This window comes from Photobacterium arenosum, from assembly GCF_014841115.1.
In the GTDB taxonomy this organism is placed as follows: Bacteria; Pseudomonadota; Gammaproteobacteria; order Enterobacterales; family Vibrionaceae; genus Photobacterium; species Photobacterium arenosum.
In genome coordinates, this window is record NZ_JACYTP010000014.1 from 80,699 (window position 1) to 106,542 (window position 25,844).

19 protein-coding genes and 1 pseudogene are annotated in these 25,844 nt (G+C 51.8%); 5 read left to right on the top strand and 15 right to left on the bottom strand.

The annotated features are described in order from the left end of the window. The first annotated feature begins 408 nt into the window (after positions 1-408). Positions 409-1,374 (top strand): TDT family transporter, encoded by a 966-nt coding sequence (locus IFO68_RS18190; RefSeq protein ID WP_192017285.1) that lies wholly within the window; start codon positions 409-411, stop codon positions 1,372-1,374. A 184-nt stretch (positions 1,375-1,558) separates the two neighbouring features. Next, positions 1,559-1,697 (top strand): annotated as a pseudogene (locus IFO68_RS21915) (site-specific integrase); the annotation flags it as partial. Positions 1,698-1,830: 133 nt separating this feature from the next. Here IFO68_RS21915 and IFO68_RS18195 read toward each other — a convergent pair. Both IFO68_RS18195 and IFO68_RS18200 read right to left on the bottom strand, forming a co-directional pair. After that, positions 1,831-3,288: a sensor histidine kinase gene (locus IFO68_RS18195; protein WP_192017237.1), complete on the bottom strand. Its 1,458-nt coding sequence runs from the start codon at positions 3,286-3,288 to the stop codon at positions 1,831-1,833. Continuing rightward, complete coding sequence (locus IFO68_RS18200) at positions 3,266-3,943, bottom strand: response regulator (RefSeq protein ID WP_192017238.1); 678 nt, start codon at positions 3,941-3,943, stop codon at positions 3,266-3,268. The genes IFO68_RS18195 and IFO68_RS18200 overlap by 23 nt, the downstream gene beginning before the upstream one ends. Positions 3,944-4,098: 155 nt before the next feature. Here IFO68_RS18200 and IFO68_RS18205 point away from each other — a divergent pair, with 155 nt between their 5' ends. Further along, positions 4,099-4,584, top strand: coding sequence for a GlcG/HbpS family heme-binding protein (locus IFO68_RS18205; protein ID WP_192017239.1), 486 nt, complete (start codon positions 4,099-4,101; stop codon positions 4,582-4,584). A 103-nt stretch (positions 4,585-4,687) separates the two neighbouring features. Here IFO68_RS18205 and IFO68_RS18210 read toward each other — a convergent pair whose 3' ends face one another. From IFO68_RS18210 to IFO68_RS18250, 9 genes are all read right to left on the bottom strand, one after another. Next, a complete protein-coding gene (locus IFO68_RS18210) occupies positions 4,688-5,437 on the bottom strand; it encodes a carbonic anhydrase (RefSeq protein ID WP_192017240.1) in 750 nt (249 codons plus the stop codon). Between the two features lie 270 nt (positions 5,438-5,707). Then, positions 5,708-6,307: a pentapeptide repeat-containing protein gene (locus IFO68_RS18215; protein WP_192017241.1), complete on the bottom strand. Its 600-nt coding sequence runs from the start codon at positions 6,305-6,307 to the stop codon at positions 5,708-5,710. 20 nt (positions 6,308-6,327) lie between these two features. Beyond that, a complete protein-coding gene (locus IFO68_RS18220) occupies positions 6,328-6,756 on the bottom strand; it encodes a VOC family protein (RefSeq protein WP_192017242.1) in 429 nt (142 codons plus the stop codon). Between the two features lie 244 nt (positions 6,757-7,000). Beyond that, on the bottom strand, positions 7,001-8,104 hold the full coding sequence (locus IFO68_RS18225; RefSeq protein ID WP_192017243.1) for an ABC transporter ATP-binding protein: 1,104 nt from the start codon (positions 8,102-8,104) through the stop codon (positions 7,001-7,003). A gap of 5 nt (positions 8,105-8,109) precedes the next feature. Then, positions 8,110-8,967, bottom strand: a complete 858-nt coding sequence (locus IFO68_RS18230; protein ID WP_192017244.1) for a carbohydrate ABC transporter permease — start codon at positions 8,965-8,967, stop codon at positions 8,110-8,112. Further along, positions 8,967-9,884 carry a carbohydrate ABC transporter permease gene (locus tag IFO68_RS18235; RefSeq protein WP_192017245.1) on the bottom strand — a complete coding sequence of 306 codons (918 nt, stop codon included), beginning with the start codon at positions 9,882-9,884 and terminating at the stop codon, positions 8,967-8,969. Before IFO68_RS18235 ends, IFO68_RS18230 begins: the two co-directional genes overlap by 1 nt. Before the next feature lie 143 nt (positions 9,885-10,027). After that, on the bottom strand, positions 10,028-11,248 hold the full coding sequence (locus IFO68_RS18240; protein WP_375713913.1) for an ABC transporter substrate-binding protein: 1,221 nt from the start codon (positions 11,246-11,248) through the stop codon (positions 10,028-10,030). An 860-nt stretch (positions 11,249-12,108) separates the two neighbouring features. After that, positions 12,109-13,872, bottom strand: a complete 1,764-nt coding sequence (locus IFO68_RS18245) for an AAA family ATPase (protein ID WP_192017247.1) — start codon at positions 13,870-13,872, stop codon at positions 12,109-12,111. After that, positions 13,872-14,993 carry a dsDNA nuclease domain-containing protein gene (locus IFO68_RS18250; protein ID WP_192017248.1) on the bottom strand — a complete coding sequence of 374 codons (1,122 nt, stop codon included), beginning with the start codon at positions 14,991-14,993 and terminating at the stop codon, positions 13,872-13,874. The genes IFO68_RS18245 and IFO68_RS18250 overlap by 1 nt, the downstream gene beginning before the upstream one ends. A 1,001-nt stretch (positions 14,994-15,994) precedes the next feature. On the opposite strand from IFO68_RS18250, the gene IFO68_RS18255 reads away from it, so the two are divergent. Continuing rightward, positions 15,995-16,792, top strand: coding sequence for an Imm49 family immunity protein (locus IFO68_RS18255; protein WP_192017249.1), 798 nt, complete (start codon positions 15,995-15,997; stop codon positions 16,790-16,792). 624 nt (positions 16,793-17,416) lie between these two features. Here IFO68_RS18255 and IFO68_RS18260 read toward each other — a convergent pair. Next, a complete protein-coding gene (locus IFO68_RS18260) occupies positions 17,417-18,100 on the bottom strand; it encodes a helix-turn-helix transcriptional regulator (RefSeq protein ID WP_192017250.1) in 684 nt (227 codons plus the stop codon). Between the two features lie 90 nt (positions 18,101-18,190). Between IFO68_RS18260 and IFO68_RS18265 the strand changes: the two genes are divergently transcribed. Beyond that, a complete protein-coding gene (locus IFO68_RS18265; RefSeq protein WP_192017251.1) occupies positions 18,191-18,556 on the top strand; it encodes a VOC family protein in 366 nt (121 codons plus the stop codon). A gap of 81 nt (positions 18,557-18,637) precedes the next feature. Here the strand turns inward: IFO68_RS18265 and IFO68_RS18270 are convergent, their stop codons facing one another. The 3 genes from IFO68_RS18270 to bcsB are packed head-to-tail and all read right to left on the bottom strand — an operon-like array spanning position 18,638 to position 25,844. Next, positions 18,638-22,459 carry a cellulose synthase subunit BcsC-related outer membrane protein gene (locus IFO68_RS18270; RefSeq protein WP_192017252.1) on the bottom strand — a complete coding sequence of 1,274 codons (3,822 nt, stop codon included), beginning with the start codon at positions 22,457-22,459 and terminating at the stop codon, positions 18,638-18,640. Then, complete coding sequence (gene bcsZ / locus IFO68_RS18275) at positions 22,450-23,559, bottom strand: cellulose synthase complex periplasmic endoglucanase BcsZ (protein ID WP_192017253.1); 1,110 nt, start codon at positions 23,557-23,559, stop codon at positions 22,450-22,452. The genes IFO68_RS18270 and bcsZ overlap by 10 nt, the downstream gene beginning before the upstream one ends. Further along, positions 23,556-25,844 (bottom strand): cellulose biosynthesis cyclic di-GMP-binding regulatory protein BcsB, encoded by a 2,289-nt coding sequence (gene bcsB / locus IFO68_RS18280; RefSeq protein WP_192017254.1) that lies wholly within the window; start codon positions 25,842-25,844, stop codon positions 23,556-23,558. The genes bcsZ and bcsB overlap by 4 nt, the downstream gene beginning before the upstream one ends.

A 25,844-nucleotide genomic window follows, 5' to 3' on the forward strand; every position in this document is an offset into this window, starting at 1 on the left:
AAGTACTAATTGTCTTGTGTTGTTGCATTCCAAATTGTAACACTAAGTTTTCACCGTCTTAGTGTCTTGGTGCTTTAGCGGTTGCGTCCTCTGAAGCCGGAAACAACCAAGAAGCAGGAACATGAGAGTATCGAAGAACAGCTTAATCCTCCAGAAGCTAGAGCATGAAACTCTCTCACTTCACACGCTTCACTATTACTATGGGATCAAATCCTGTATTTCGCAACTTTTGCAGCGATTTTCGGATAAATTTTCCTGACAAGTATCCGCTTTTCACAGGCAGCCCAAACGACTGGCAAACCGCTCAATAACAGTCAGCAAGCAGCATCCTTTTTTCACTATATAGTGTAGAATCCTCCGCTTAACTTCAGGGTCAACACCCGCTAGCAGGACAGAAAAAGAGGAGAAATTGTGGCACTCGGCAAAGCATTTATTCAGGTCCCCACCGCCCAGGCAGCTCTGGCGTTGGCCATTACAGGCACCGGGCTTGCCTGGTCACTGTTTTATCCTGAATTCGGTATCCAAGTCCGCTCTGTTTGTGCGCTGATCGGCGCCTGCCTGCTCATTCCTGTGGTGATGAAATACCTGCTCAATCCCAAGCTGTTCTTTTCAGATTTGCACCATCCGCTGTACGGCAGCCTGATGGCGCCTATGTCGATGACAATGCTGGTGCTGGCCGATTATCTGGCAGGTGTTCACCCTGCCAGCGCCCGTATTCTGTGGTATCCGGCACTGGTATTGCACCTCACCATGATGATGTTGTTTTTCAGTTTTCAGATTAATAAATTCCGCATGATACATTTGTATCCGAGCTGGTTCCTTTATCCCGTTGGCGCTATCAGTGGCACGCTGGCAGGCTCACAACTCGGTCACGCTGAATTTTCCATTTTTATGACCAATGTCTGTGTGGCAATTTACTTCTTTATGCTGCCCGTGGTGCTGTACCGCTTGTGCTTTGCCGGTCGCCTGCCCCGGGTCGCTCGCCCCACTCTGACCATTATGGCCGCCCCGGTGAACCTGTCGCTGACGGCGTACCTGACGAATCTGGCAAGCCCCGATCCTATTCTTACCGGTGCGCTGGCAGGCATTGGCATCACGATGACGATCTTCGTCTACCTGTGCTATATCGACATCCTCAAATACAGGTTCCAGCCTTCTATGGCAGCGATTACCTTTCCTTCGGTGATCAGCGCCGTGGCTATGCACCGGCTGACTGAGTGGCTGCCGGATGATCATGCGTTGTCAAAATACCTCAACCTGGCAGGCGTGATCGAAATCAGCGTCGCGACCCTGCTGATGTGCTGGGTTGGTGCTAACTATGCGCTGTATTACTGGAATTCCTATTTCAGAGAGCCATCAAAAGCCAGCCACTAAACGCGTAAAGGCCCACAATGGGCCTTACTTTTAAGTGTAAGCTGCTGTTTTAACTTGACTAAAACTAGTGTGCGTCCACATTGTGGCCACGGGTTTTAATATGACTGCTTTTGGATTAGTCCCTGGGGATCGCCACTCCCCAAGCAAGAAAAACGTTTAGCTAACCCCTTAAAGTCCTCGCTGCTTTCAGCGTGTCAGGAACAGCTTCGGGATTGAGGATTGGCGTTACCACGACTTACGACGGGAAGGTGCAAGCCACTTGTTTGAGAGGGGCTACAGTATTGAGGATATGGCACAGGTGACAGCACCGAAACCTGAACGTTTCTGGATCTTATTGCAGAAAAGCTCTGTCTCTCACGAAGACTATTGCGAAGACTATTGCGAAGGCAGACTCACTGACGCTGAACGCCACCGATCTTGCCGATATCGCTGCTCTGGATCGCGGTCATCGTGTGGCTAATCCAGATTTTTCTCCTGAGCGGGACTGATAGCTCCAGCTGCCAGCGCTTTGGGCAGCCGGACGGTAAAGCGGCTGCCTTTGCCCGGCGCTGAATCCAGTGTGATATGTCCCTGCAAGGTCTTAACCATAGCCGCTACGAACGGCAAACCCAGACCGTAGCCGGGCTGATGACGGCTCGCTTCAACCCGGTACAGGCGCTGGAAAATCAGGCTCTGATGCGCTGGTGCAATCCCGATCCCCTGGTCCCGGACACTGAACCACACCGCATCATCCTCTTCGCCGCACAGCAGAGTGATTTCACCGCCAGGCTGACTGTATTTCAGACTGTTATCCAGCAAGTTAACGGCGATTTGTGTCAGGCGTTTGGGATCGGACTGCAGTAGCACTGGCTGAAGGGCCGACGCATTCAGCGTCATACCGGCATCTTCGGCCACTTCCTCATACCAGGCGGCGACTTCGGCCAGTAACGATGCCAGATTAACCGACGCCAACTGGCAGGGATGACGGCCGACCTGCTCATCATGAATACGCATCAGGGTAGTGAGCATCTGACTGGCTTTCTGTGCTGATTCCGCACAGTCTGATAACGCGGCGGCCAGTTTATGTTGTGACTGCTCACTCTCCTGTTTGCCGCTGTGTTCGCTGAGCGCGGCTTCTGTGGTCAGTATGATACGGGATAGCGGTGTTCTGACATCATGAGCAATCGCATCCACGGTATTATCCATTCCCCGGACGGCCTCCTTCAGGCGATTCATCACCTGTTGCACGCTCCGGCTGAGCTGCCCGAACTGCCCTTTGGCTTCAGGAGGCGGCAGATCAGTATCCAGCATGGCATCCAAAGAGCCGTTGCTGATCTGATCCACGCTTTTGGCCAGATTATGCAAAGGCAAGAGTGTGCGACTCAGTAACTGCCAGACCACCAGTGACATCACAGCAACCATAACAGCCAGCGCCACAATCAGCCAACTGCCCTGCCTGAGTAACTGACTGCGCCGCGGGCCACCATCCATTACCAGCCAGTAGCGGGCCGGTTTACCGCTGAGTTCAAGAGTAAGATAAGGGGCATCACTGAATAAGTGATACCACAAACGATTCGCTAACCGGTAGGCCGAGGGGCCGTCTGGCAATACTGTCAGCTCTGCGCCACTGACCCATTCAAGCTGACCCGTAATCGTCTCTTTTGATACACTGACGGCGTTTTCAATCAGTCGGTTGGGATTACTGACCACCACGTGCTCGAATTTAGTATCTGACTCAAAAGTGAGGATGCGCTGGTATTCCTGCCCGTACGATTCGAGCAGCTTCCTTTCCTGATAATCCAGCTGACAAGTCAGTACCAGCGCCATCACAGTCACTATCAGCAAAAAGCAGACCAACAATGTCAGCAAAAAACGGCGGAACAGTGCACGCTGGGCACCACGTGTAGCCTGTTCAGCCCTGATGTCTGAGCACATAACCCACTCCGCGAATTGTGTGCAGCAGCGGCGTCGCATAGCCTTTGTCGATTTTTGCGCGCAGACGGCAGACCAGTACATCCACCACATTGGTCTGCGGGTCGAACTGAAAGCCCCAGACCTGCTCCAGAATCACGGTTTTTGACAGCACCCGCCCCGGCTGGGTCATCAGCAATTTCAGCAAAGAAAACTCTCTGGGTTTCAATGCAATCAGCACGCCGTCCCGCCGGGCTTCCCGCGACAATAAGTCCAGCGTCAGCCCCTGATAACTGAGGACATCCGTACCTGAAGCCGCGCTCTGACGCCTGAGCAAAGTCTGACAGCGAGCCGCCAGCTCGGCAAACGCGAATGGCTTGACCAGATAATCATCGGCACCGGACTGTAACCCCAGCACCCGTTCATCGACCGAATGGCGGGCACTGAGAATAAGCACCGGGGTTGAATGCCCTTCGCCCCGTAATTGCCGCAAAATCGCCATGCCATCCATGACGGGCAGCATCAAATCAAGAATGATCAAATCATAACTTTCCTGGCTGGCAAGCTGATACCCCAGCTTGCCATCGGCGCACACTGTGACCTGAAAATCCAGCTCTTCCAGCCCCTGCCGTACAAACTCACGAATAGAGGGTTCGTCTTCTATCACCAAGATATGCATGCTTATTCCTGAGTGCGCCCGTGTTAGCCAAACCACAGATAATACCATGACGGATCATGGCCTGATGATTACAGTTTGGTAATCTTCGGGCAAGTCTGCGGCAATTGAGACCCAGTAAAGTAGCGTCATTCCCCCATCCCATCAAAGGATATGACATGAAAACTCTCGCACCTCAGCTTTGCCTGGCATTCTCTGTCTTCGCCGCGTCTGCATCCGCAGCAACCACAGTTACCGAGACCCAGCTTGCGTCCGGCACCGCTTTTGAACTGGCACAAGCCGCTGTTGCGCAGTGCGCCAAAGATAACTATGCCGTCACTGCCACTGTGGTTGACCGCTCAGGCCGGGTACTGGCACAACTGCGCCAGAACAATGCCGGACCGCACACCCTGGACAGCTCGCGCAAGAAAGCCTTCACTGCGGTCAGCATGAAGCAACCGACGGCGAACCTGATGACGCTGGTGAACGATAAGCCGCTGATGGCACCGCTGAAAGACATGGATGACAATTTACTGTTCCTGGCTGGCGGCCTGCCCGTTAATGTCAATAATCAGGTCGTCGCGGCCATTGGAGTAGGTGGCGCGCCTGGTGGTCACCTGGATGTGGCCTGCGCCGAAGCGGCGATCAAAGCTGTACTCAAATAATCACAGCAACAAGCCCTGCCGATAACGATTTACCTCTGACAATAACCGGTTCATCTGGCCGGTTATTGTCACTTTTATCCGTCTCCAGACCAGAAATGCTAATTTATGAAGCCACCACCACACGGCCATTCAGCGGCTGCACAGGACGGTTATTGCTGTGCTTCATGATTTTCATCAGCTCGGTTATCTGACTGGCCGATAGTGACTGAGGCGCTTTCATCACCAGCCAGCGCACCCCTTCCGAGCAGGGCGGTGTGGTCAGCGAGCCGCTGAAGCGATAATAATCCTGTTGTGCGGGAAGAAGCTGGCTGGCATCGACTGGCTGTTTCAGCGCCGCCGTTGCCCCAACCTGTGCCGGAATGTGCGGCCAGATCGAAGCCAGTGCGTGATTGGCGTTGCCTTCTTTAAACATCACTGCAATCACAGCCAGGCTGCCGTTTTTATCAGCATGGACAAAATGCCCTTCCAACGGAAAAGACTCACCCCGGATCAGATTTTCACTGGGGGTGTGAAAGTGAAACTGCTTCAGCTCAAACGGCTCGCCATCAAGCGTGATATAGCTGCCGGTCTGATAATTGACCTGCACTGTGTGACCATCGTTGATTACACTGGCACCAGAAGGCTGGTAACTGATTTCCAGCGGCGCTAGGGCGCCTGCAACGGCAGCGGTTACATCAATCGGGGACTGATTTTTGCCAGTGGCACAGACCTTAAATTCAGGATCCAGTGTCGACCAATGCTTGGGGCCATCGTGCCCGCTATAGCTCCAGTGTGGATTCTCAGCTGCGAGAACCGAACCGGCCTGAAGTGCTGCAATCAAACATGACATAGTTAAAACAAGGTGCTTTTTCATTTTCTCTCCAAACTTTCATCAAAAAAACAAACGTCAGACGATGAACCACGGCCGACATGTCCGGTGTCAGCCAGATAACGTTCAACCACCCTCAAAGGCGGTACATGATAAAAGCGAAGAAAAAAACACATTGTCATAAAAGCGTCATAATGCATCCATTTTCATATCTGCATCGACAAACCTGATTGCAATAACTTTTGTTACATTAAAATGTGAACAGTTTGTCTCATTTCATCTAATCAGTGGATTGAAAATCGCCCTCAAGCCAGGCTAGTCCACCAGCTCGATGCCCAAGCTTTCCAGCAGATGTAACGCTTCAAAACGGGAGAATTTGGCACCTTCAACCTGATTGTCGAGCACGTGAATGTTGTAATGGGTGGATTCAGTGAAATCGACCCGTCGTAAATCGGAACGCATAAACAGGCTGTGGGTAAAATCGCAGAAGGTCATGACAGAGTCTTTATAGTCGCCTTCCCTGAAGTCGACATCGTGCAGCTTGCAATCGTCCAGCCTGAGCTCATTCAATGTCAGGCCGAAAAAGGAAGCGTCATTGAGAATGCATTTCCGGAACCGCAATTCATGATCGATATTAAACGAGGGCCAGTTGGCCTGTGTCCAGTCGATACCTACCAGTTTGCATTCCAGAAAACTAACGTCGAAAAAACGTGTGTGCGGGATCTTCAGCAAACTCAGGTTACATTGATGAAACTGGCAATTGATGAACTTACAGTTTTTGAATACGGCTTCGGTAAAATTACAGTCGTTGAATTCGCAGTCTTCAAATTCAACGTCTGCAAACTCATATAAAGAAAGCGACAGCTTATCGAAGGTTTGATTGTAGTACTGCTCATCATTATCGATGTGTTTCACGGGTATATCCTTGGTTATCGTTATACTTCTTCATCTGGCAGAAAATGCGGATTCCACACCACTTCCCACACATGCTGGTCCGGATCCTGAAAATAGCCGGCGTAGCCGCCCCAGAAAGTATCCTGCGCGGTTTTGATCACAGTGGCACCGGCAGATTCAGCTTGTTTCATGACACTGTCGACCTCAGCTTTCGAACCGACATTGTGCCCCAGCGTAAACCCTGTGGGTGAAGACTCTGACTGAGGCAAGCCAGTATCCTGTGCGATACTGCTGCGCGGCCAGAGCGCCAGCCTGAGCCCCGACTGCAAATCGAAAAAGGCTACCGCACCGTGCTCAAATTCCTGGCCGACAATGCCGTCTGTGTGTAAGCCCAGACCATCCCGGTAAAAACTGACCGCTTGTTCCAGATCATCCACACCGAGTGTCAGGACACTGATTCGGGGTTTCATACTCTGTGCTCCTTATTTGACTCTGTCTGCTTGCTCTGTTTTGTTTGTTCTATCTGCTTTACCTCAATCAGCGAGGCTAGCAGATTCCTTATCAATCTGCTCAGGCAGACGTTGAAAATATGAATGCCATGTGCCGTGCGGTGTTTCTCTGTCTTGCGTTTTCAACACTGATTTCAGACAAAAAAGCCCGCTCTGGCGCAGACCAGTGCGGGCAAAACAGCTCAAGTGAGCCTTCCCCAAAAAATCAGATGATGCGTTGCTGGGATTGCGCGTCGAAAAACACCGCTTTTGACAGATCGATGTGGAAAGGCATGGTTTCGCCGACCTTAGCCTCATAGTCCGGTGAAATGCGGCACGCCACTTCCTGACCGTTCATGGTGACCATGGCAATGGTGTCCGGGCCTGTCGGTTCCAGCACATCCACCGTCAGCGGCAGCGTGGTACAGCCCTCGCCTTCCACCAGCTGCTCAGTGATGTTTTCCGGACGCAGCCCGATCACAATCGACTGGCCATCGCGTTCACGCAGCGCGGCGGGCAGGGCAAGCAGGTGCGGCTCTCCCGCCACTGTCACGCTGGCAACCGGCTTGTTCTGGGCGTCGAGCTCCACTTTGGCCTGAATAAAATTCATTGACGGCGAGCCCATAAAACCGGCGACAAACATGTTATTGGGCTGGTTGTAAATTTCTTTAGGGGTGCCCAGTTGCTGCAGTTCGCCGTCTTTCATCACCGCAATGCGATCGGCCAGGGTCATGGCTTCTATCTGATCGTGGGTCACATACACTATGGTGGTGCCCAGTTGCTGATGCAGACGTTTGATCTGGGTGCGCATTTCAACCCGCAGCTTCGCGTCCAGGTTCGACAACGGCTCATCGAACAGATACAGCTTAGGCTGACGCGCCAGTGCCCGCCCCATCGCCACACGCTGGCGCTGGCCGCCTGACAGTTGCGCCGGTTTGCGATCCAGCAGGTGATCAATCTGCAGCATAGCGGCGACCCGATCCACTTCCTGCGCAATTCTCGCTTTGTCCAGCTTGCGGATTTTCAGACCAAAAGCGATGTTGTCCCGCACCGTCATATTGGGATACAGGGCATAAGACTGGAACACCATGGCGATATCACGATCTTTCGGTTCCACCTGAGCGACATCAACACCATCAATCAGAATCTCGCCGGAGGAGATATTTTCCAGCCCGGCAATGGTATTCATCAGGGTGGATTTGCCGCAGCCGGAAGGGCCAACCAGGATCAGGAATTCACCGGAATCAATGCTGATATCAATCCCCTTCAGGGTCTCAATCTCGGCGTTGCGGTACGTTTTACGAATCTGTTTTAAAGCGAGTGTAGCCATGCTTGTTATCCTTTCACTGATCCCGCGGTCAGACCGCGGACAAAATACTTCCCTGCCAGCACGTACACCAGAAGCGTTGGCAATGCGGCAATAATGGCGGCGGCCATGTCGACGTTGTACTCTTTCACTCCGGTGCTGGTATTGACCAGGTTATTGAGCGCTACCGTGAGCGGCTGGGTTTCTGCCCCCGAATACACCACGCCGAACAGGAAATCGTTCCAGATGGCGGTGAACTGCCAGATCACTGTCACCATGAAGATAGGCGTCGACAGCGGCAGCAGAATACGGAAGAAAATAGTAAAGAAACCGGCTCCGTCCAACTTGGCGGCTTTAACCAGCTCATCGGGCACGCCAACATAAAAGTTACGGAAAAACAGTGTGGTAAACGCCAGACCGTAAATCACGTGCACCGTCACCAGACCGGCTGTGGTGTTGGCCAGCCCCAGCATGCCCAGCAAGGCAGCCATGGGTAACAAAATGACCTGAAACGGAATAAAGCAGCCGAACAGCAGCAAGCTGAAAAACAGCTGAGAGCCGCGAAAACGCCATTTGCTGATCACATAACCGTTAAAAGCCCCCAGCAGAGTTGAAATCGCCACCGCCGGGATCACCATCTGGAAAGAATTCCAGAAATAGCCTTTGATACCGTCGCAGCTCACGCCGGTACAGGCACCGGACCATGCTTTATGCCAGGCATAGCCCACCCACTCCTGCGGCAAGGACATCAGATTGCCGCTTTTGATATCAGGCAGGGTTTTGAACGAGGTAATGACCATCACAAACAGCGGCATCAGGTACACGACGCAGAAAAAGAGCAGTCCGCTGTAAATCGCCATCCGGCCCAGAGTGAAATGCTTATTCATTATTTCTTCTCCCGCAATTCGGAATAGAGATAAGGCACCAGAATGGCCAGCACGCCAGCCAGCATCATGATGGCACTCGCCGCACCCAAACCGACCTGTCCACGGGTAAAGGAGTGCGCGTACATAAAGAGCGCAGGCAAATCGGAAGAATAGCCCGGACCACCCGCGGTGAGCGCGGTGACCAGATCAAAGCTCTTAATGGCAATGTGTGAGGTGATAATCACGGCACTGAAAAAGACCGGACGCAGACACGGCAGGACAATTTTCCAGTAAATGACAGGCATGCTGGCGCCGTCGATCTGGGCCGCTTTGATGATCGATGAATCGATACCGCGCAGGCCCGCCAGGAACATCGCCATGACAAAACCCGACGACTGCCACACCGCGGCGATCACCAGGGTGTAAATCGACATGTCCTGATCCACCAGCCAGTTGAATTCAAAGCCGGTAAATCCCCAATCATGCATCAGTTTTTCGATCCCCAGGCCGGGGTTCAGAATCCACTTCCAGGCTGTACCGGTCACAATAAAGGACAGTGCCATCGGGTAGAGATAAATCGTCCGGATTGCGCCTTCCTGGCGGATATTCTGATCCAGCAAAATCGCCAGACCAACCCCCAGTACAATCGCAATCAGCATAAACATCAGGCCAAAAATACCAAGATTGGTCACCGAGGTGATCCAGCGGTCGTTGTCCATCAGCTTCTCGTATTGCATCAGACCGGCAAAATTAAAGCTGGGCAGAAAGCGCGAGTTGGTCAGCGACAAATAAAATGTCCAAAACATAAAGCCATAAATACAGATCACAGTGACCAGCATGGTCGGCGCCAGCACGATTTTCGGCAGCCATTTCTGTAATCTGTCCGCCAGGCTGGGCAGGGCCGCTTTCTGTTTGGTGAGCGACAAGGTTTGCTCCATAGTGCGTCCTTGATTCTGGTTGCGTCTCAATGATCACCTCTCTGGCACACGCGTGCCCGGGCATGAATCGTCGGATTCATTCGCCGCAGAGGTAAAAAAGCGTAGGTGAACCGGCGGGCTGAGCTCCCAGCCCGCCGACAGGGTTACATGGCTGCTTTTACTGCACGAGCCAGCTGTTGCGCGGCTTGTTTAGGATCGGCAGATGTATCGTTGAAGAAGTTGGTCACCACATCGTAGACCGCACCCTGCACATAGCTGGTGGTGGCCAGGCCATGGGCCATACTTGGGACCAGATCGCCCGTTTGCGCCGAGGCTTTGAAGGTGGCCATTGAATCCAGCGCACACTTGTCGAACTTGTCCATGTTCATGTCCAGACGCACAGGGATCGAGCCTTTATTGAGGTTAAACACTTCCTGGAAGTCTTTATTCAAAATAGTTTTGGCCAGATGTTTCTGGGCCTCTTCGTTGTCTTTGTTGCTCAGTTTGAAGAAGGCAAAGCTGTCAATGTTGAAGGTAAACTGGTTTGCTGTGCCCGGCGCGGGTGCGCAGATGTAATCTTTACCCGGCTGTTTACCCGCCGCGGCAAATTCACCTTTCGCCCAGTCGCCCATGATCTGCATGGCAGCCTCGCCATTGATCACCATAGAGGTGGCGATATTCCAGTCACGACCCGGCGAGTTATCGTCAATGTAGTCATGCATACGCTGGAAGGTCGCGAAGGTTTCGACCATTTTCGGACCGGACAGCACGTCCATATCCAGGTCAACGAACGCTTTGTTATAGTCCTGCGAACCTAATATATCCAGCGCGATAGCTTCAAACAGGGTCGCGTCCTGCCAGGGCTGGCCGCCGTGCGCCAGAGGAATAAAGCCCGCCGCTTTTATCTTCTCGGCCGCAGCAAAAAACTCGTCCATGTTGGCAGGCACTGTCGCACCGGCTTTCTTGAACACTTCAGGGTTGGCCCACAGCCAGTTCACCCGGTGCACGTTCACCGGCACGGCCACGTAGTCGCCGTTATATTTCATGACTTTAGTCACCACGGCTGGCAGCACCTTATCCCATTGGCCAGCTTCAGCCACATCATCCAGCGAAGTCAGAAAGCCCAGATCGCCCCACTCCTGAATGTCATGACCTTTGATTTGCGCCGCAGACGGCGGATTGCCCGACACCGCACGGGTTTTCAGTACTGTCATCGCACTTTCACCGCCGCCACCGGCCACAGCGAAGTCTTTCCAGCTGTCGCCCTGCTTTTCCAGCATTTGTTTCAACACAGCGGCCGATTTCGCCTCACCGCCAGATGTCCACCAGTGCAGCACTTCCACTTCACCGGCATTGGCCGCGGAACTGGCTGCCGCGAATGTCATAGCGATCAGCGATTTTTTCAGAGTAAAGGTACGTTGCTTTGTCATTATTATGCTCTTCCTTGTTTATCAGGGTGATGACTGGCGTGTAGGGTACAGATCGCCAGTTGGTTAGAGTCTACCCAAGCAAGAAAAGCGCACTGTAACAAAAGGAAACCCGAACGTAACACGTGCGTAACATTTGGGTGTGTTTTGTTTTTTATCAGTGAGTTAGGATGTTAAATAGATGCTAAAAAGTGTGATGTCAGTAAGGGGGATTGCCCTGTGCAGGGCTGGCGGGAATCCATACAGCGAGTGCGATTTTTAAGGCTGGGTGAGTATGTCGCGCATGAGTCCTGTGCCTCTCTCGGCATTGTGTGACGCGCGCCAGTTACTCTTTGCTGGCACAAACAGTAACCAGAAATGCCTTTTGTTCTTTGGTGTGGACCGGGACGGTTGTAGGCGCTCCCGGCGCCGACAACCTAAAAATTCGTCCTGAATTTTTCCCTGATTTTGTACCATCAATATACATTCTCAAACCGTCATTCCCGCGACAGGCGGGAATCCATACAGCGAGTGTGATTTTTAAGGCTGGGTGAGTATGTCGCGCATGAGTTCGGTGCTTCTCTCGGCATTGTGTGACGCGCGCCAGTTACTCTTTGCTGGCACAAACAGTAACCAGAAATGCCTTTTTGTTCTTTGGCTTGGGCCGGGGCGGTTGTAGGCGCTCCCGGCGCCGACAACCTAAAAATTCGTCCTGAATTTTTCCCTGTGGTTGTGCTACCAATGTACATTCTCAAGCCGTCATACCCGAAAAAGGAGAAGTGGGCAATTGGGTCATAGATAAACGTAATAAGTAAATTTTATTTTATCAAAGAAGCAAATCAGATTGCCGTAATATCAATTGTTTCTTCATAAATTTCTTGATAATCATCGAGTGACTGAGAAAGAAATCCACGTTCGATTTTGCCGTTACCAATGTAAAAAAGTTTTGAGCTCTCTGGAAAGTAAGACTCTATAACATCTTTAACTCGCACTCTCTCTATAGGTTTTACTTCCAACTCTTCTTGATCAGAGTCTTTGACATGTTCGGACATAGATACAAATGTTTGGGTATCTCTAGGTAAGTTATTACCAACGAATGACAGAATATTCTCTAGGTTTGTCTCATCTATATCTTCTTTGAGAATGGCATCAAGTAAAAACGGAAATCGGTGTGCTGTATCAGATTTTCCTATCATTGCGTTTAACGCAAAATGATACGCCATTACAGTTTTATGTAATTCAACGCCTTGACGAGGAAATGAGTGAATCTTATACAAATCCAAGTACCTTGAGTCGTTCAACGGCTTTAATCCCAGTTGTTTTGTGTAACTAGCGAAAATCTTTTTAAATGCTTTTTCTTTCTTGAAGCGTTCAGACAACGTTTCTTGTTGGGTAACCATCGAAGCTAAAGACGTTTTCACCTTATCCAATTTCGTTTTAGATGACTGAATATCATCCTGCATCTTCTTGTAGAGGGTGATGTTCGCTTTGTTTTCAACCCATTGCGAAAAGGTTACGCCATCAACATTCTTTTCCAGTAAAACGCCATAATTATCAGAAATATCTTTAGTTATTTTCGTCATTTTCTTCTTGGAGGAATTAATACTCGACTGCTTGTCAACTAGTTTCTGTGTGATGTGAGATTCAAGTTCAACAGTGTCGTTGTATTTTTGATAATGGCTGTACAATCCCTCAAGAGAATATGATAAAACCTGAGTGCATGCCGGACATCTGTCAACGTCGTTGTAATTCTGCCTCTTAATGTTTTTCTTGGTTCTTTTCAGAATCTTATGATGATTTTGCAGTAAAGAAAGTTCGTTACACAACCTGATATAGGTATTTCGCTCTTCCTCAAGAAACTTAGACTTCTGTATGTACTTTTCAATGTATTCTTCAGCTTCTTCACCAAAAGCTTCATCAACCAAGTTAGAAAACTGAAATTCAGCCTTTCTACTATATCTATTTAAATTACTAATATCATTAGATAACTTATCTTTCTCTTTAGTAAGATTCCTATGCTCTACTCGATCAAAATTATTGTTTATGCCGAGGTAATAATCTAAATAGTCGTCCTTAAATCCTTTGTAATACTGAAGATTAGAGAAGGATTCACGCAAATAAACCCATCCGACTGACTGAGAAATATAATAAGGTAAAAACATACTTTCAAGCGGAGCAGATTTAAGCTCTCCTTTTTGCTCAAGAATCAAGGAGAAACCAACTAAATCTCTGATGTAGTCCTTCAGCTTAATATGTTCTACACTGTTGTCTGCATTCACTCCATGGAAAGGAATAACTTTACCGCTAGGCTCTTTTACGTATATTGATTTAGGATCTCTGACGATACTGTATGCCAAAAAGGAATCATCAGCTTTTATCCTAAAATCTACTCGGAAGGTTGGTTGATAGAAAAGGATTTCATCAAGACTCTCCTTCACATCATTAACGCCAAACGCAAATAACAAACTCTGAATCAAAGAGCTTTTACCAGAAGTATTCCGACCGCTTATTACATTGACACCTGGTGAAAACACTTCGTTGAAACATACGTTATATGATTCTGAGCTGACGAACAATTTATCGAACGTTATTATTTTTTTCATTAAAGTGTTTCTCCGTGGTGCTCTACAAAAGCGCATAAAGTAGTGAAGAAAATATCAATATGCCTTAGATTTATATTGTACTTCCCTTTGATATCAGAAACGTAGGCTTCAAACATTTCATCATGACTATAATAGTCCATCGAATAATCATGATCATTAACAAAACTTTTGATAATTTGATGCTCGTTATTCATCATGTCTTTCATTAGCTCGAATGTATTTTTGATATGGTTTTCGTAGCTATTTTGAATACCAATTGGAATCCGAAATTTACGTGCTAATTCAGTTGAATGCTCTCTCCAAAGCTTAAAAGTCTTTTGTTCTGTTTCAATGATGTCGATGGCTTTTTTGATTTCATCACCTTCGACTCTTTTAGAACTATCGAGCAACGTAATAACCTTGCCTTGGTTATATGTTGCTTCAACCTCTCTGAACAAACTTAGAAGTAGCTCAACTGCCGCGGGTGCATCCGATACATGCGGAAATTTCCTGCTCATAAGACCAACCAGGCAGTCTCTCTGAGACTGTTTTGTCCTAGGGAAATCTACCCACTGAATGTGCAAATTATCCAACTCTGACTCGTAATATGGAACTTCGGCCTTGCTACAAAAGCTCTTAACTTTTTTACTGATAGTATCTTTAATTACATCGGGTACAGCATCATAGTGGCATCGACAATTCTGCTCATTAAGGACATGAGTTAATTCTTTTTTCCCTGCTTCTTTCTCTTCTTTGTTTGGCGTGAATTTAAGCTCAATATCAGAGTTAGAAACGAACGTAAGTTCATGCGTATAGTTACGGCATTTGGGTGCAGCATCACTTAGGAGGTCATTTCCAACTTCCAGCATTTTTGCTATCACTTCTGAAAAACGCTCATTTATTCTCCAGATGTTACCCGACAGCTTCTTGGCCTGATAAGAGTGGACTTCTTCAATATTGCTTCGACAATCGGTTCTATAGCAATAAAGAAAATCATCGTGATGTTCGATACTTAGGAAGAACTCTCTACCTTTGAACCGACCATAGTCGCTTAGTAACAAATACAGTGCACAATTGCGTTGAAACTCGAAACCCAGCAAGGCGTCGACACCAGAGTTAGCCGATTTTTTTCTTGTACTCAAAGTTTTACCCCAATCAAAGCCATAATGAGATATCTATCAGGATTGTGCCATTCACCCTAAGCCAATAAGTTATGTTTACTCTCGTTCTAGCAGAGCTATTTTTGATTCTATGTCTCTGTATAAATGGATATTTTTGCACATTTTGAAGATTACGGATATTCCCCAATTCAGAATATTTACTAGTTTGTGTTGTGTATCAAACTGTTAAGGGAAAACAATCAATTGCCAGCTTGATATAAGCATCGAACTAATGAACCAGATATTGTCTTTTACTACAGGATAGCTGTTCCATTTTCCATTACTTTAGCAAATCCGCTAGCACGAAATTATCCAAAAATGAGTTAGAAATCAGAGTATCCCAATCCAGGGAAAAATTCAGGACGAATTTTTAGGTTGTCGGCGCCGGGAAGCGCCTACAACCGCCCCGGACCACACCAAAGAACAACAAGGGCTTTCTGGGCACGCTTTGGCCCCGCAAAGAGTGTCTGGCACGCAGTACACCATGCCAAGAGAATCACCGAACCCAAGCGCGACATACTCGCCCAGCCTTAGAAACCGCACTCGCTACATGGATTCCCGCCTGTCGCGGGAATGACAGAGTTGATCTCATTGATGCATGACTGAAATCGCTTCTGCCCAACAACAATATCTAAATTTAAGAAACCCACTCCCCCAGGGAAAAATTCAGGACGAATTTTTAGGTTGTCGGTGCCGGGAGCGCCTACAACCGCCCCGGACCACGCCAAAGAACAACAAGGGCTTTCTGGGCACTCTTTGGCCCCGCAAAGAGTGTCTGGCGCGCATCGCACCATGCCAAAAGAACCACCAGACTCAAGCGCGACATACCTGCAGCTAAAGCAAAAAATAACTAAACACTCCATATTACGGTCGCATTCATACTGGTAATGCATATAAATTATCTCAATCTCGCAGCAGACAGCGTATGAAATTGACCTTCCGCGGGGGACTGCCTATCCAAATTGTTTTAAGGGCCAAACAACATGACACAACCTAAAGAGGCAACAATTCGCGAGTGGATTACAGAGAGTAACTACCAGCTGTCACGGATAGAACAACTGGCAAAAGAAGGGTTTCACCAAAAACACAACATACCGCAAGAAAGCGTATTTCACGGTCGTTCGGAGTATTACGCAGAGCTGGCCATCTGCTATGCCTTACTTGGCGAGCGGAAACAATCCATCGATTCCCTGACCCAAGCCATCATGAACGGTGTCATGCCATATCGCATGGCTTACGATGATCAGTGCGAACTACGCCATTTGTCTGTTGGCCCGGAGAAAAGCGGGTGCGTCAACCTAGCCCTGACCCATTCATTACTGCTCAAAATAGCCTCTCTTGACGATGATGCACTTACCCGTGAGTCAGTACCTTTTATCCAGCTCATAGAAAAAGATATGAATGACTCAAAGTCGATGGAAATGGTGAATACCGTACAGGCGCTGCGTAACATCTTGACGCACGGTGACGATTCTCTCAGCAAGTCACTACTTCAATCAGCGCTGGATAATTCACTGACCCATCCCATTAAAGGAGGTTGGAGAGCTCGCAGCTATACCCTCAACCTTTGCCTTTTCACTATAGTGACTCGTGATCAGCAAAGCTTTGAAAAAGCATTACAAATGAATCTCAAAGACTATGAAAAAGGCGCAAAAGGTGAGATTCGTGGCACCCCAGAGGCTTATATCAGTTTGCCTGCTGTAGGGCTGGTAAAGCTGGCGAAACGCTATGGTTTGTCGTATGAGGGTAAACACACGTTGATCCCAGAGTCTTTACTTTAAGGCCAGTTTAGATATGGTCTGAACTAGTTAAAATTAGCCAGAATGAATAGTCGACATCAAAAATGCTGCCCAACAAGCAAAAGCCCCAAGAAACCCACTTCCCCAGGGAAAAATTCAGGACGAATTTTTAGGTTGTCGGCGTCGGGAGCGCCTACAACCGCCCCGGACAACACCAAAGAAACCAAAGGCATTTCTGGTTACTATTTGTGCCAGCAAAGAGTAACTGGCGCGCATCGCACCATGCCAAGAGAATCACCGAACCCAAGCGCGACATACTCACTCAGCCTTAGAAACCGCACTCGCTACATGGATTCCCGCCTGTCGCGGGAATGACAGAGTTGATGTCATTGATGCATGACTGAAATCACTTCTGCCCAACAACAATATCTAAATTCAAGAAACCCACTCCCCCAGGGAAAAATTCAGGACGAATTTTTAGGTTGTCGGCGCCGGGAGCGCCTACAACCGGCCCGGACCACACCAAAGAACAACAAGGCATTTCTGGGTACTCTTTTTGCCTCAAAAGAGTACCTGGCGCGCATCGCACCATGCCGAAAGAACCACCAGACTCAAGCGCGACATACCTCCCCCGTACCAAAATCCCCAGCCGTACCTTTATGCACCCTAGCCCTGACGCAGTCTTAACTCCTTCTCCCGCCACTCCCGAAACAACACATGACGCCGCCTCGGATAGGCCTGATCCATCATCATCGGATCAACAACCCACTCCGTGCGGAAGTGGCGAAAATCCTGCCGCTGTTCGCACCAGGCGGCGAGTATCCTGCCCTGGGCGAAATAGCCGATCGCAAACGGCCAGATCACCCGGCTGCTCTCTTGCCCATCGGCGGCGCGATAACGGATGGCGAGTTTTCTTTCCCGCCGGATAGCCTTTCTGAACAGGGTGAGATCTTCCGTGGCAAGCTCACCGGGCGGGCCGACGCGGAGTGGAACTTCATTGGCGCCCTGCACCAGATCGGCGGGGAGCACGGCGGTGACTTTCGCCAGCGCGGAGTCGGCGGCGCTGGCCATCGGCACATCGCCAAAGGCCGAGACCCAGCGGACGCCCAGCATGATGGCGCTGATTTCGTCTTCGGTGAGCATTAACGGCGGCAGAAAGAATCCGGGGTTCAGCACATAACCCATACCGGGTTCGCCGTCGATCTGCGCCCCCTGGGCCTGCAGTGTGGCGATATCCCGGTACAGAGTACGGATACTGATGTTCAGCTCATCGGCCAGCCGTTGTCCGCTGACAGGCAGCCGGTGCTGACGAAGGATCTGCAGTAATTGGAGTAATCGTTCGGTACGCATATGCAAAAGGATACTGCCACTTTCTGACAGTGTCACGCGCTAATCTCAGCGCTGTACACACAGACGATTAACTCACAAAGGAAAGAGAGAATGACACCTAACCTGTTGCTGCTGTATGTGAAAAACCCTGAAACAAGCGCAGATTTCTATAGCCGCCTGCTTGGCCGTGAGCCTGTGGCGGCACACCCGACTTACGTGGCGTATGAGTTTGAAAACGGCTTTAACCTGAGCTTGTGGTCGGAACAGGCGCGCAATTTTGTCTCCGGCGGCGAGGGCCACCGCAGTGAATTCGCGTTTATGGTGCCGGGTGACGAGCAGGTCAGGGCGCTGTATGACCAATGGCAGAATGCCGGTGTCGTGATTGAGCAGCCTTTGCATGACGCGGTATTCGGCCTGACTTTTGTGGCACTGGATCCTGACGGGCACAGAATCCGGGTCTGCACACCGGATGAGTAACAGGGAATAAGCCCTTGACCAACAGGCGCATCAGCATGCGCCTGTTGTTATTTGTTGCGATGTCAGTGACGGTTGCGGGTATCAGTCAAAATCGCTGTACAGGCGGGGCACTGAAGGCGGGTAATCGATCGGTTGCCAGCGATCATTGAAGGTAAATCGGGTATACAGCATAAAATGGTTTGGCTCGTAAAAATCAGAGCGCTGCAAGTCCACGGCGACCCCGACATACCAGCGACTGCTGACCCGCTTTTCCAGTGCGCCTTCCAGTGAATAACCAAAACCGCCACCTTTATCTGATTCACCGTCCGACTGATAGGGCGCATCTTCTCGCGACCAGGAATTGGACACAGAAGCGCTGACCAGATAAGACCAGCTGCTGTCGTAGCGGCCATAATAATTCACCGGCAGCGACAGCGACACATAGCGCTGCGGGCTGTAATAGCCGCCGCTGCCCAGTGTGTACTCACTCAGGTTTTTGTCGTAGTCAAAATACAGCAGATTGGTGCCAATACTTAAACGCTGATCATCCGTGGCAATCAGTTTGTAATACCCGCCGCCCAGCAGGGCCAGCCGGGTGTTGTCGGCCACCTTTTCGCCAGTGATCAGATGATGTTGCACACTGCTCCAGAACCCGTACGGGCCGCCAATGTCCCAGCTGGCATTGAGTTTGACACCTGTGCTGACCACACCGCCCCAGAGTGTCCCGGCTGGGTCAGCATTTATTGCTCCTGAGTTACCATCAACCGGAGCAGATCCCGGCACACTCATCCCGGCATACGACAGCACACTGCTGGTTTCCGGTCGGCGCGACAAGGTGCCGGACACACCGAAATCGCCAATATCCCCCTCAAGCGTGACGCCGCCCACCCAGGTTGACTGCGCAAAGCCCAGCGGTGTGGTGCCGATATCGGCCTGCCAGTTGTCCGCCTGCCAGCCGATGCCAAAGGCCAGCCCGGTGTCACGGGCGCGCAGCGCCTCGTACTGCGCATTGGAATCGGCAAACTTGTCGTAATAGTCCAGATCGCCGGAGTCGAGTGAGACATAATCTGCCCGCATGATCAGATGGCCGTCCCATTGTTCGAGTGGGATCCGCGCTTCGATCGGCACCTGACTGGCCTTGTTTTCCCCGTCACGGGCGCTGTAATCCCAGCCGATGATGAGGTGACCGTCGCTGCGATCGCGCAGACGGTCAATGTCAGCTTTAACATTACGGGTCAGCCAGTAATCCTCAGCCTCTTGATACAGTATCCGTAAATCGGGTGGTTGGGCCTGCACCACCTGTCCATCCGCGCTTTTTTCGCTGCGATCCGCATTCAGTGCCTGATAACCTCGCTGCTCGGCCAGCGCCCACTGCTGATTATCCATCGCCAGGGCCATGCTGTTACGGTAATCCATCGCATCCGCGTCTGGCCGCTGGCTCAGTAAACGGTTCAGTTCACGGGCTTTGTCATCTTCGCCCTGACGGTTCATCACAGGGGCGGCGGCCATTAATTGTCTGGCCGTCAGCAGGGATCGACTGCCATACAGCAGCTCAGATACCGGCTGATAGACAGCCTTATCTCCCAATGCGGCACTGGTTTGTAACACGCCAAGCCGGGCATCGGTACGGTAAGGCTCGGGGGCAGGTTTGGCTCCGGTGAGCACATTCTGATAAAGCGCCTGCGCCCGGCCAAACTGCCTTTGTTCAGTCAGGAGCGCCGCTTCTGCCAGCAATCGCCGGGTATTAAGCGTACCCAATACGGCAAGCGATGTGACGTCCCGCTGCCCGTTAACACGCGCCTGCCCCTGCTTGTCCAGCCACTGATCAAAGGCACTGAAGTGCTCCAGCTCTATCATCAGCTCACCATAGCCAAGCTGGGCGGTGTCCGACCAGGCGTCGCTCAGGGTTAACTGACGGTAAAGATTCTCAGCCTGCTGGCGTTCGCCTAAACCGGCCCATGTCACCGCCAGCCGCGACAAAACGTCTGGCTGACCGGCATACTGCTGCGCCAGCGAATGCAGTTGCTGGCGCACGGCATCCGGGTTGGCCTGATAGCGGACAGACAGATCAGCCAGTGACTGATCAAGGCGCAGCCGCAGCAAATTACCCTGCATGGCCTCACTGCGTCTGGCAGCAGGCACACGAGACAGCACGGCAATGGCCTCATCGTCCCGACCGGCCTGACTCAGGTATAAGGCGTAGGCGAACTGCATCTCCGGGTCGCGGCTGCCGGCGGCCCATTGCTGCATCAGAGCGTCAGCCCGGTTGCGCTGCCCGGCAGCGACTAAAGCATCGGCAATATCGCGACGCTGCCAGGGGGAGGAAGGATCCAGTTGGAGTAATTGTTTGGCAAATTGCTCTGCAGCCTGAGTGTCATTCTCAGCCAGCGCGCTGCTCAGCTGTTGCACCACAGACTGGGTTTTCATCTCCAGTAAGGTGTCGCGGAGTTGCCGCCGCTGGGCCGGGGGTAACTGCTCTGCAAAGGTAATCGCCGCCGCCAGCCCCTGGCTTTCCAGTGTCAGGTTCACCAGGCCGCGTACGATCTGCGCATTACCGGGATCACGCTGCAAAGCTTGCCGGTAAGCCTGTTCAGCGTCAGCAAATTTCTGCTGCTGCTGATACAGTTCTGCCAGTTTGAGGTAAGCATAGGGTTCAGCGGCATTCACTGGCATGGCTTTCTGATACGCGCGCGCTGCCTGATTCAGTTGGCCTTTTTGTCTCAGCGCATCACCTTCATCCAGATACGCCCAGTAAGAAGACGCTTCCACCAGCGACTGCCACTTACTGACATTGTCGGGATCATCGTCGAGCTGCTGCGCCTGTCGGAAGTAATCCAGTGCTTTACCCTGCTGCCCCTGGCGCAGGTACACCATGCCGAGGCCGCCCAGAATGTCAGGATCGTCCGGGCGCGTGGTTAAAGCGTATTCCAGTTGTTTTTTGGCTTGCGGGTATGTCCCTTGCTCTATCAGCGCCAGCCCCTGTAGTTTGGCCAGATAGGTGGGATCTTTGCGCAGCGTCTGCTCAGTTTCCCAGCGAGCCTGCGCATTGCGGTTGGCGCGATTGATAGCGGTATCAGACGGAAAATAGCTGGCGACAATGGCGTACTGTTCGGCCACTTCTGCCGATATCGGCTGCTGATCCAGCGCGCGCAACCAGGCATTGGCGGCCACTGTGCCGATATCCGAACGCAGTGCCAGCTGGCGGTAAGTCGCCAGAATCCAGGGATCGGCAGCATCGCGGCGGCGAATATGATTTGCCAGCGCCAGCTGAAAGGAAGGCACGCCGGGATACGCGGCATTGAGCTGCTCCAGCCCCTGCTTCACGCTTTCCCAGCGTTCACTGAGACTGCTTTCAGCCTGCAGGTATTCCAGCTGCAACTCGGCCGAGGGCATCCCATTGGGGAACAGCGCATCATAGGCTTTCAACGCTTGCTCATAACGACCGGCGCGCACCAGTAATCTGGCTTGCTGCAAGTCGGCTTTTTTGCGGCCGTTAATGGCAATCAGATCATTCAGCGCCTTGAGCTGCACCGACTGCGGCGAGCTGGCTCTTAACTGATTTCGGACTTCCTGGGCCTGCTGAAGCTGGTTTTGTTTGATCAGCAACCGTGCCTGGTAATACAGCCCGTCCGGGTGCTGGCTGTCAATCGCCAGTAATCGCTCCAGCGCACTCTCAACGATATCATCGCGACCTAACGCCGTGGCCAGCTCAATCTGATTAACCAGAAACGCCACCGAACTGTTATCTGATGGCACGGCGGAAAATGTGGTCACCGCGTCTGCCGGCTGATAGACCTGCTCAAGCTGCTGCGGTGTCAGGGGTGTTGCCGGCACAATACCGGCGTAAGCGGACAGGCTGATTGACCCGGCGCTGAGACCCAGTGCAATCAGAATACTTGCGTTTAGCGAAACAGTTACTGACATCCCTTTTCCCATGCTGGCTCCAGTTCACCCTGTACGCCGAAGCGATAACGTTGCTGGTGCCAGCCTTCGCCAAACAGCGCCAGCACATTGTCGTAATAATGATCGTCCTGGTTTCTGATGAGGTGCTTGGCTGCCCGCCCGGCCTGAGCCTGCAACAGCGCGGTTTCACCTGACGCGGCCAGCAAGGGCAGCATAGCGGCAGAAAATCCGGCACTGCCCTGCTCCTGATACTGGCCCGACTGAGTGTTCACCGTGCGTGGCGGGGCCGACAAAGCCGCAGTAGCCGCCACCATGGGCTGCATTGCCTTCACCAGTGTCGTTTTATCTTTCGAATCTTCGCTGAGCATGCCTGCCCATAAGTAGGTACGAATGGCGTTATAGCTGCCCACCGGCCCGGTTTGCTGATCTGCGCTATAACGGCCGTTGGCCAGCGTGGCCCAGTCCGGACTGAAACCTGCAGGCATAGTGCCCAGAATCATGGCAAGGCTGGTGCGGTACAGCGACGTCCAGCGGTATTGCGGGTAAAGGTGTGCCATCCGGGCAATCAGTTGCAGCGGCAGGTAACTCGGATTGACCCGATACTGACCGTTCTCCAGTTCAAACCCCACCGAACCCGGCAGCAGCACAGTGCCCAGGCCGTCGATATCCACGGCTTCTTCACGCAATATCCGGCTGGCCATCAAATGGCCCAGCGACTGGTAGTAATGGTTATTCCAGAGGCGGCCCGCTTCTGCCAGCGTGTACGCAATCCAGAGATCTGAATCTGAGGCCGGATTATCATCCAGCACGCCCCAGCGTCCCGATGGCTGTTCTCCCCACAGCCAGGCCGGCAAGCGCGCCGTCAGATCGCCTTCTGCCAGCTGGCTTTGCGTCCAGTCCAGCATGGCGGCAAAGGCCGGTTTGTCATTGGCTATCAGGGCAAAGAACAAGCCGTACGACTGACCTTCGGATGTGGTGATCCGGCGCTCGTCACTGCCATCGATCACACGACCATCGATCAGGTAAGCCGATTTGAACTCTTGCCATTGCGGCCATTCACAGCGGTTTGCCAGGCTGTGGGTACTGAACAGCAGACTCAGCACAATTATCAGGCTTTTCATGCCTCTTCCCCGCTGCGTGCCAGTCTTCTGGCGGCAATTTTCCGCAGCACCCGCCACAGGAAGACAGTGACAATCACCACCAGCAACACCGCCAGGCTGGCGACAAGCACAGGGTGATTGGAGAAGTGATACCAGATCAATTTCAGCACCGGCAACTTGCCGACAAAATAATGCTGGCCGACGTTATAACTGGCCACTTCCTGATCACGCAGGATCACCACAGAGCCTGACATGTGCTCCACTTTCCCCGAATCAATGATGGCATTATCCACCAGGCTGAATGCCTGCGGACTGGCAGCCATGATCGCAACCAGACTGCGCTTCTTGGTGAACGGAGATTCCATGCCTGTGATGGCGGCAAACTTGCCGCTGGCATTGACCGACACCAGATCGACAGCCTCCGGATTGTCAGACGCCCTGCCCAGCCAGTTCATGCCTGATAAGGTTTCGTTGCGGCCCGGCAGGCGGATCTGGCGCAGCCCGGACTGCAGAACCAGATTCACCTGATCCGGTTCGCCAATCGCCTGAGTGAGTTCCTGTGCCACACCTATGCTCAGGATATCCTTGCCTTTCAGCGTCGCGCTGTCCCACTGGTCTGTCACCGTGACCTTGATAGCCGGGTAACCGACATCCGCACCCAACCGGCCCATGACATTCAAAAAGGTTTGCAGCGCTTCAACTGACGAAGAGGCGGGCAGAACCACTGCCGTGTCCGACAAGTCTGCCATGCGGGTAAACGGGAACCCGGAGGTTGCAAAGGAGCGCAGGTTCGGCATCTGGATATAATGCGGGAAGCCACTGAAATCAATGGTCGAGTCGCCGTCAACCACGGCATACTGTTTGCTCGGCTGAGTGATCTGGCAATTCCCCTCCGTGACAGAGGCAAAGCCGAATTCGAAATCGATGAAATTTTTACTGCCCACTTTAAACGCCGGAATCCGTACCCGGTCGCTGCCGCCCAGCAAACCGTCATCCAGTAATGGCACCCGGACACGCTTGGATTCACCACCCTGACCGGCTGTTGTCAGGTTGAACGCTTCGACAAACTCATCGTTGATCCCCAGAGTCAGCCGAGAGCCAGAGTTATCTTTCATTGGCGGCGAATAACGGTAGTGCAGATCCATAGCAATACCGCGGCTCTGCCAGGTGAACAAATCCGGCGGCAGCTGAAAACTCAGCCGTACCGGTGGCGGGGTGCGGCCTTCCACCTGCAACTGACTGCGCTGTTCCACCAGCTCGGTGAACGCCACGGGCCTTGAGGTATCAACCCAGTTGGGCGCGTCATAAGGGACGCGCTGTTTGACCTGAAGCACCTGATTGATCTTCGCCATTGGCCCGGTTAACAACTGGGTACCCAGTGCCAGCCCCTGAACCGCGGTATTGAGATCCTGACTGTCGCGCCCCTGCACCAGCAGCAGCTTGACATAAGGGTTGGTCGGATGGGTGATCACCTGTAAATACGGCCCGTCGGCATCCGGGAAGTCACGCAGAAAATCGGGTTTATTGTCATTAGTGACAAACACCACAGCATGCTGCTCTGGCAGTTGATCGAACAAGAGCGAAAATTGCGCTCCCCGCCACCCCGACAGCGCACCAAAATGAGACGCCAGCACGCCCGCCGCTTTTATCTCCGGCAGATCATAGTCAGCCCCCATAATGACCGGCAGGGTTAACCTGCCAAAATCACGGGGATCAAAAAATGGCGCCGGCAATACACTCAAATCGCTTTCAAGCCGGGTTTTCTGCACAAACAGTTCGACCCGGCTGCTCTGGCTGATCTCCGCCCAGATACTGGCATCATTGGGGTTAGAGCAGGTTTTATGGGTGTTACCAATCAGCTCAAACCGGATCTGGTTATAGTTACTGAAATAACGTGAGTCCAGCGGCATAGACACGCTGCTTTTTTTGCCCTGCTGGCCATCCGTGACCGGCACGACCCCCATCAATTCATTGTTGAGGTACACCTTGATGTGAGACACCAGTGCCAGCAGCGCCGGGGATGACGTGACATCAAAATGCAGGTTGGCTTTGGCTATCACCTCATCCAGACGCGATCCAAAGCCGACATTGGCGTTGGCTTCACTGCCGTAAATACCGATAGAGCCATTAAAGCCCAATTGTGAGAAGGGCAGATCTCGCTGGATAACAGCCGAGTGAATATGTGAAGGCGTCGTGACTCCCGCTGAATCGGCGTTAACTGCCGTGGCCTGCGCACTGGCCATTGCCGCCGTACCCAGACTGCTGAGTATGGCAACCGTTGTTTTTATTGTTTTATTGATTTTCAT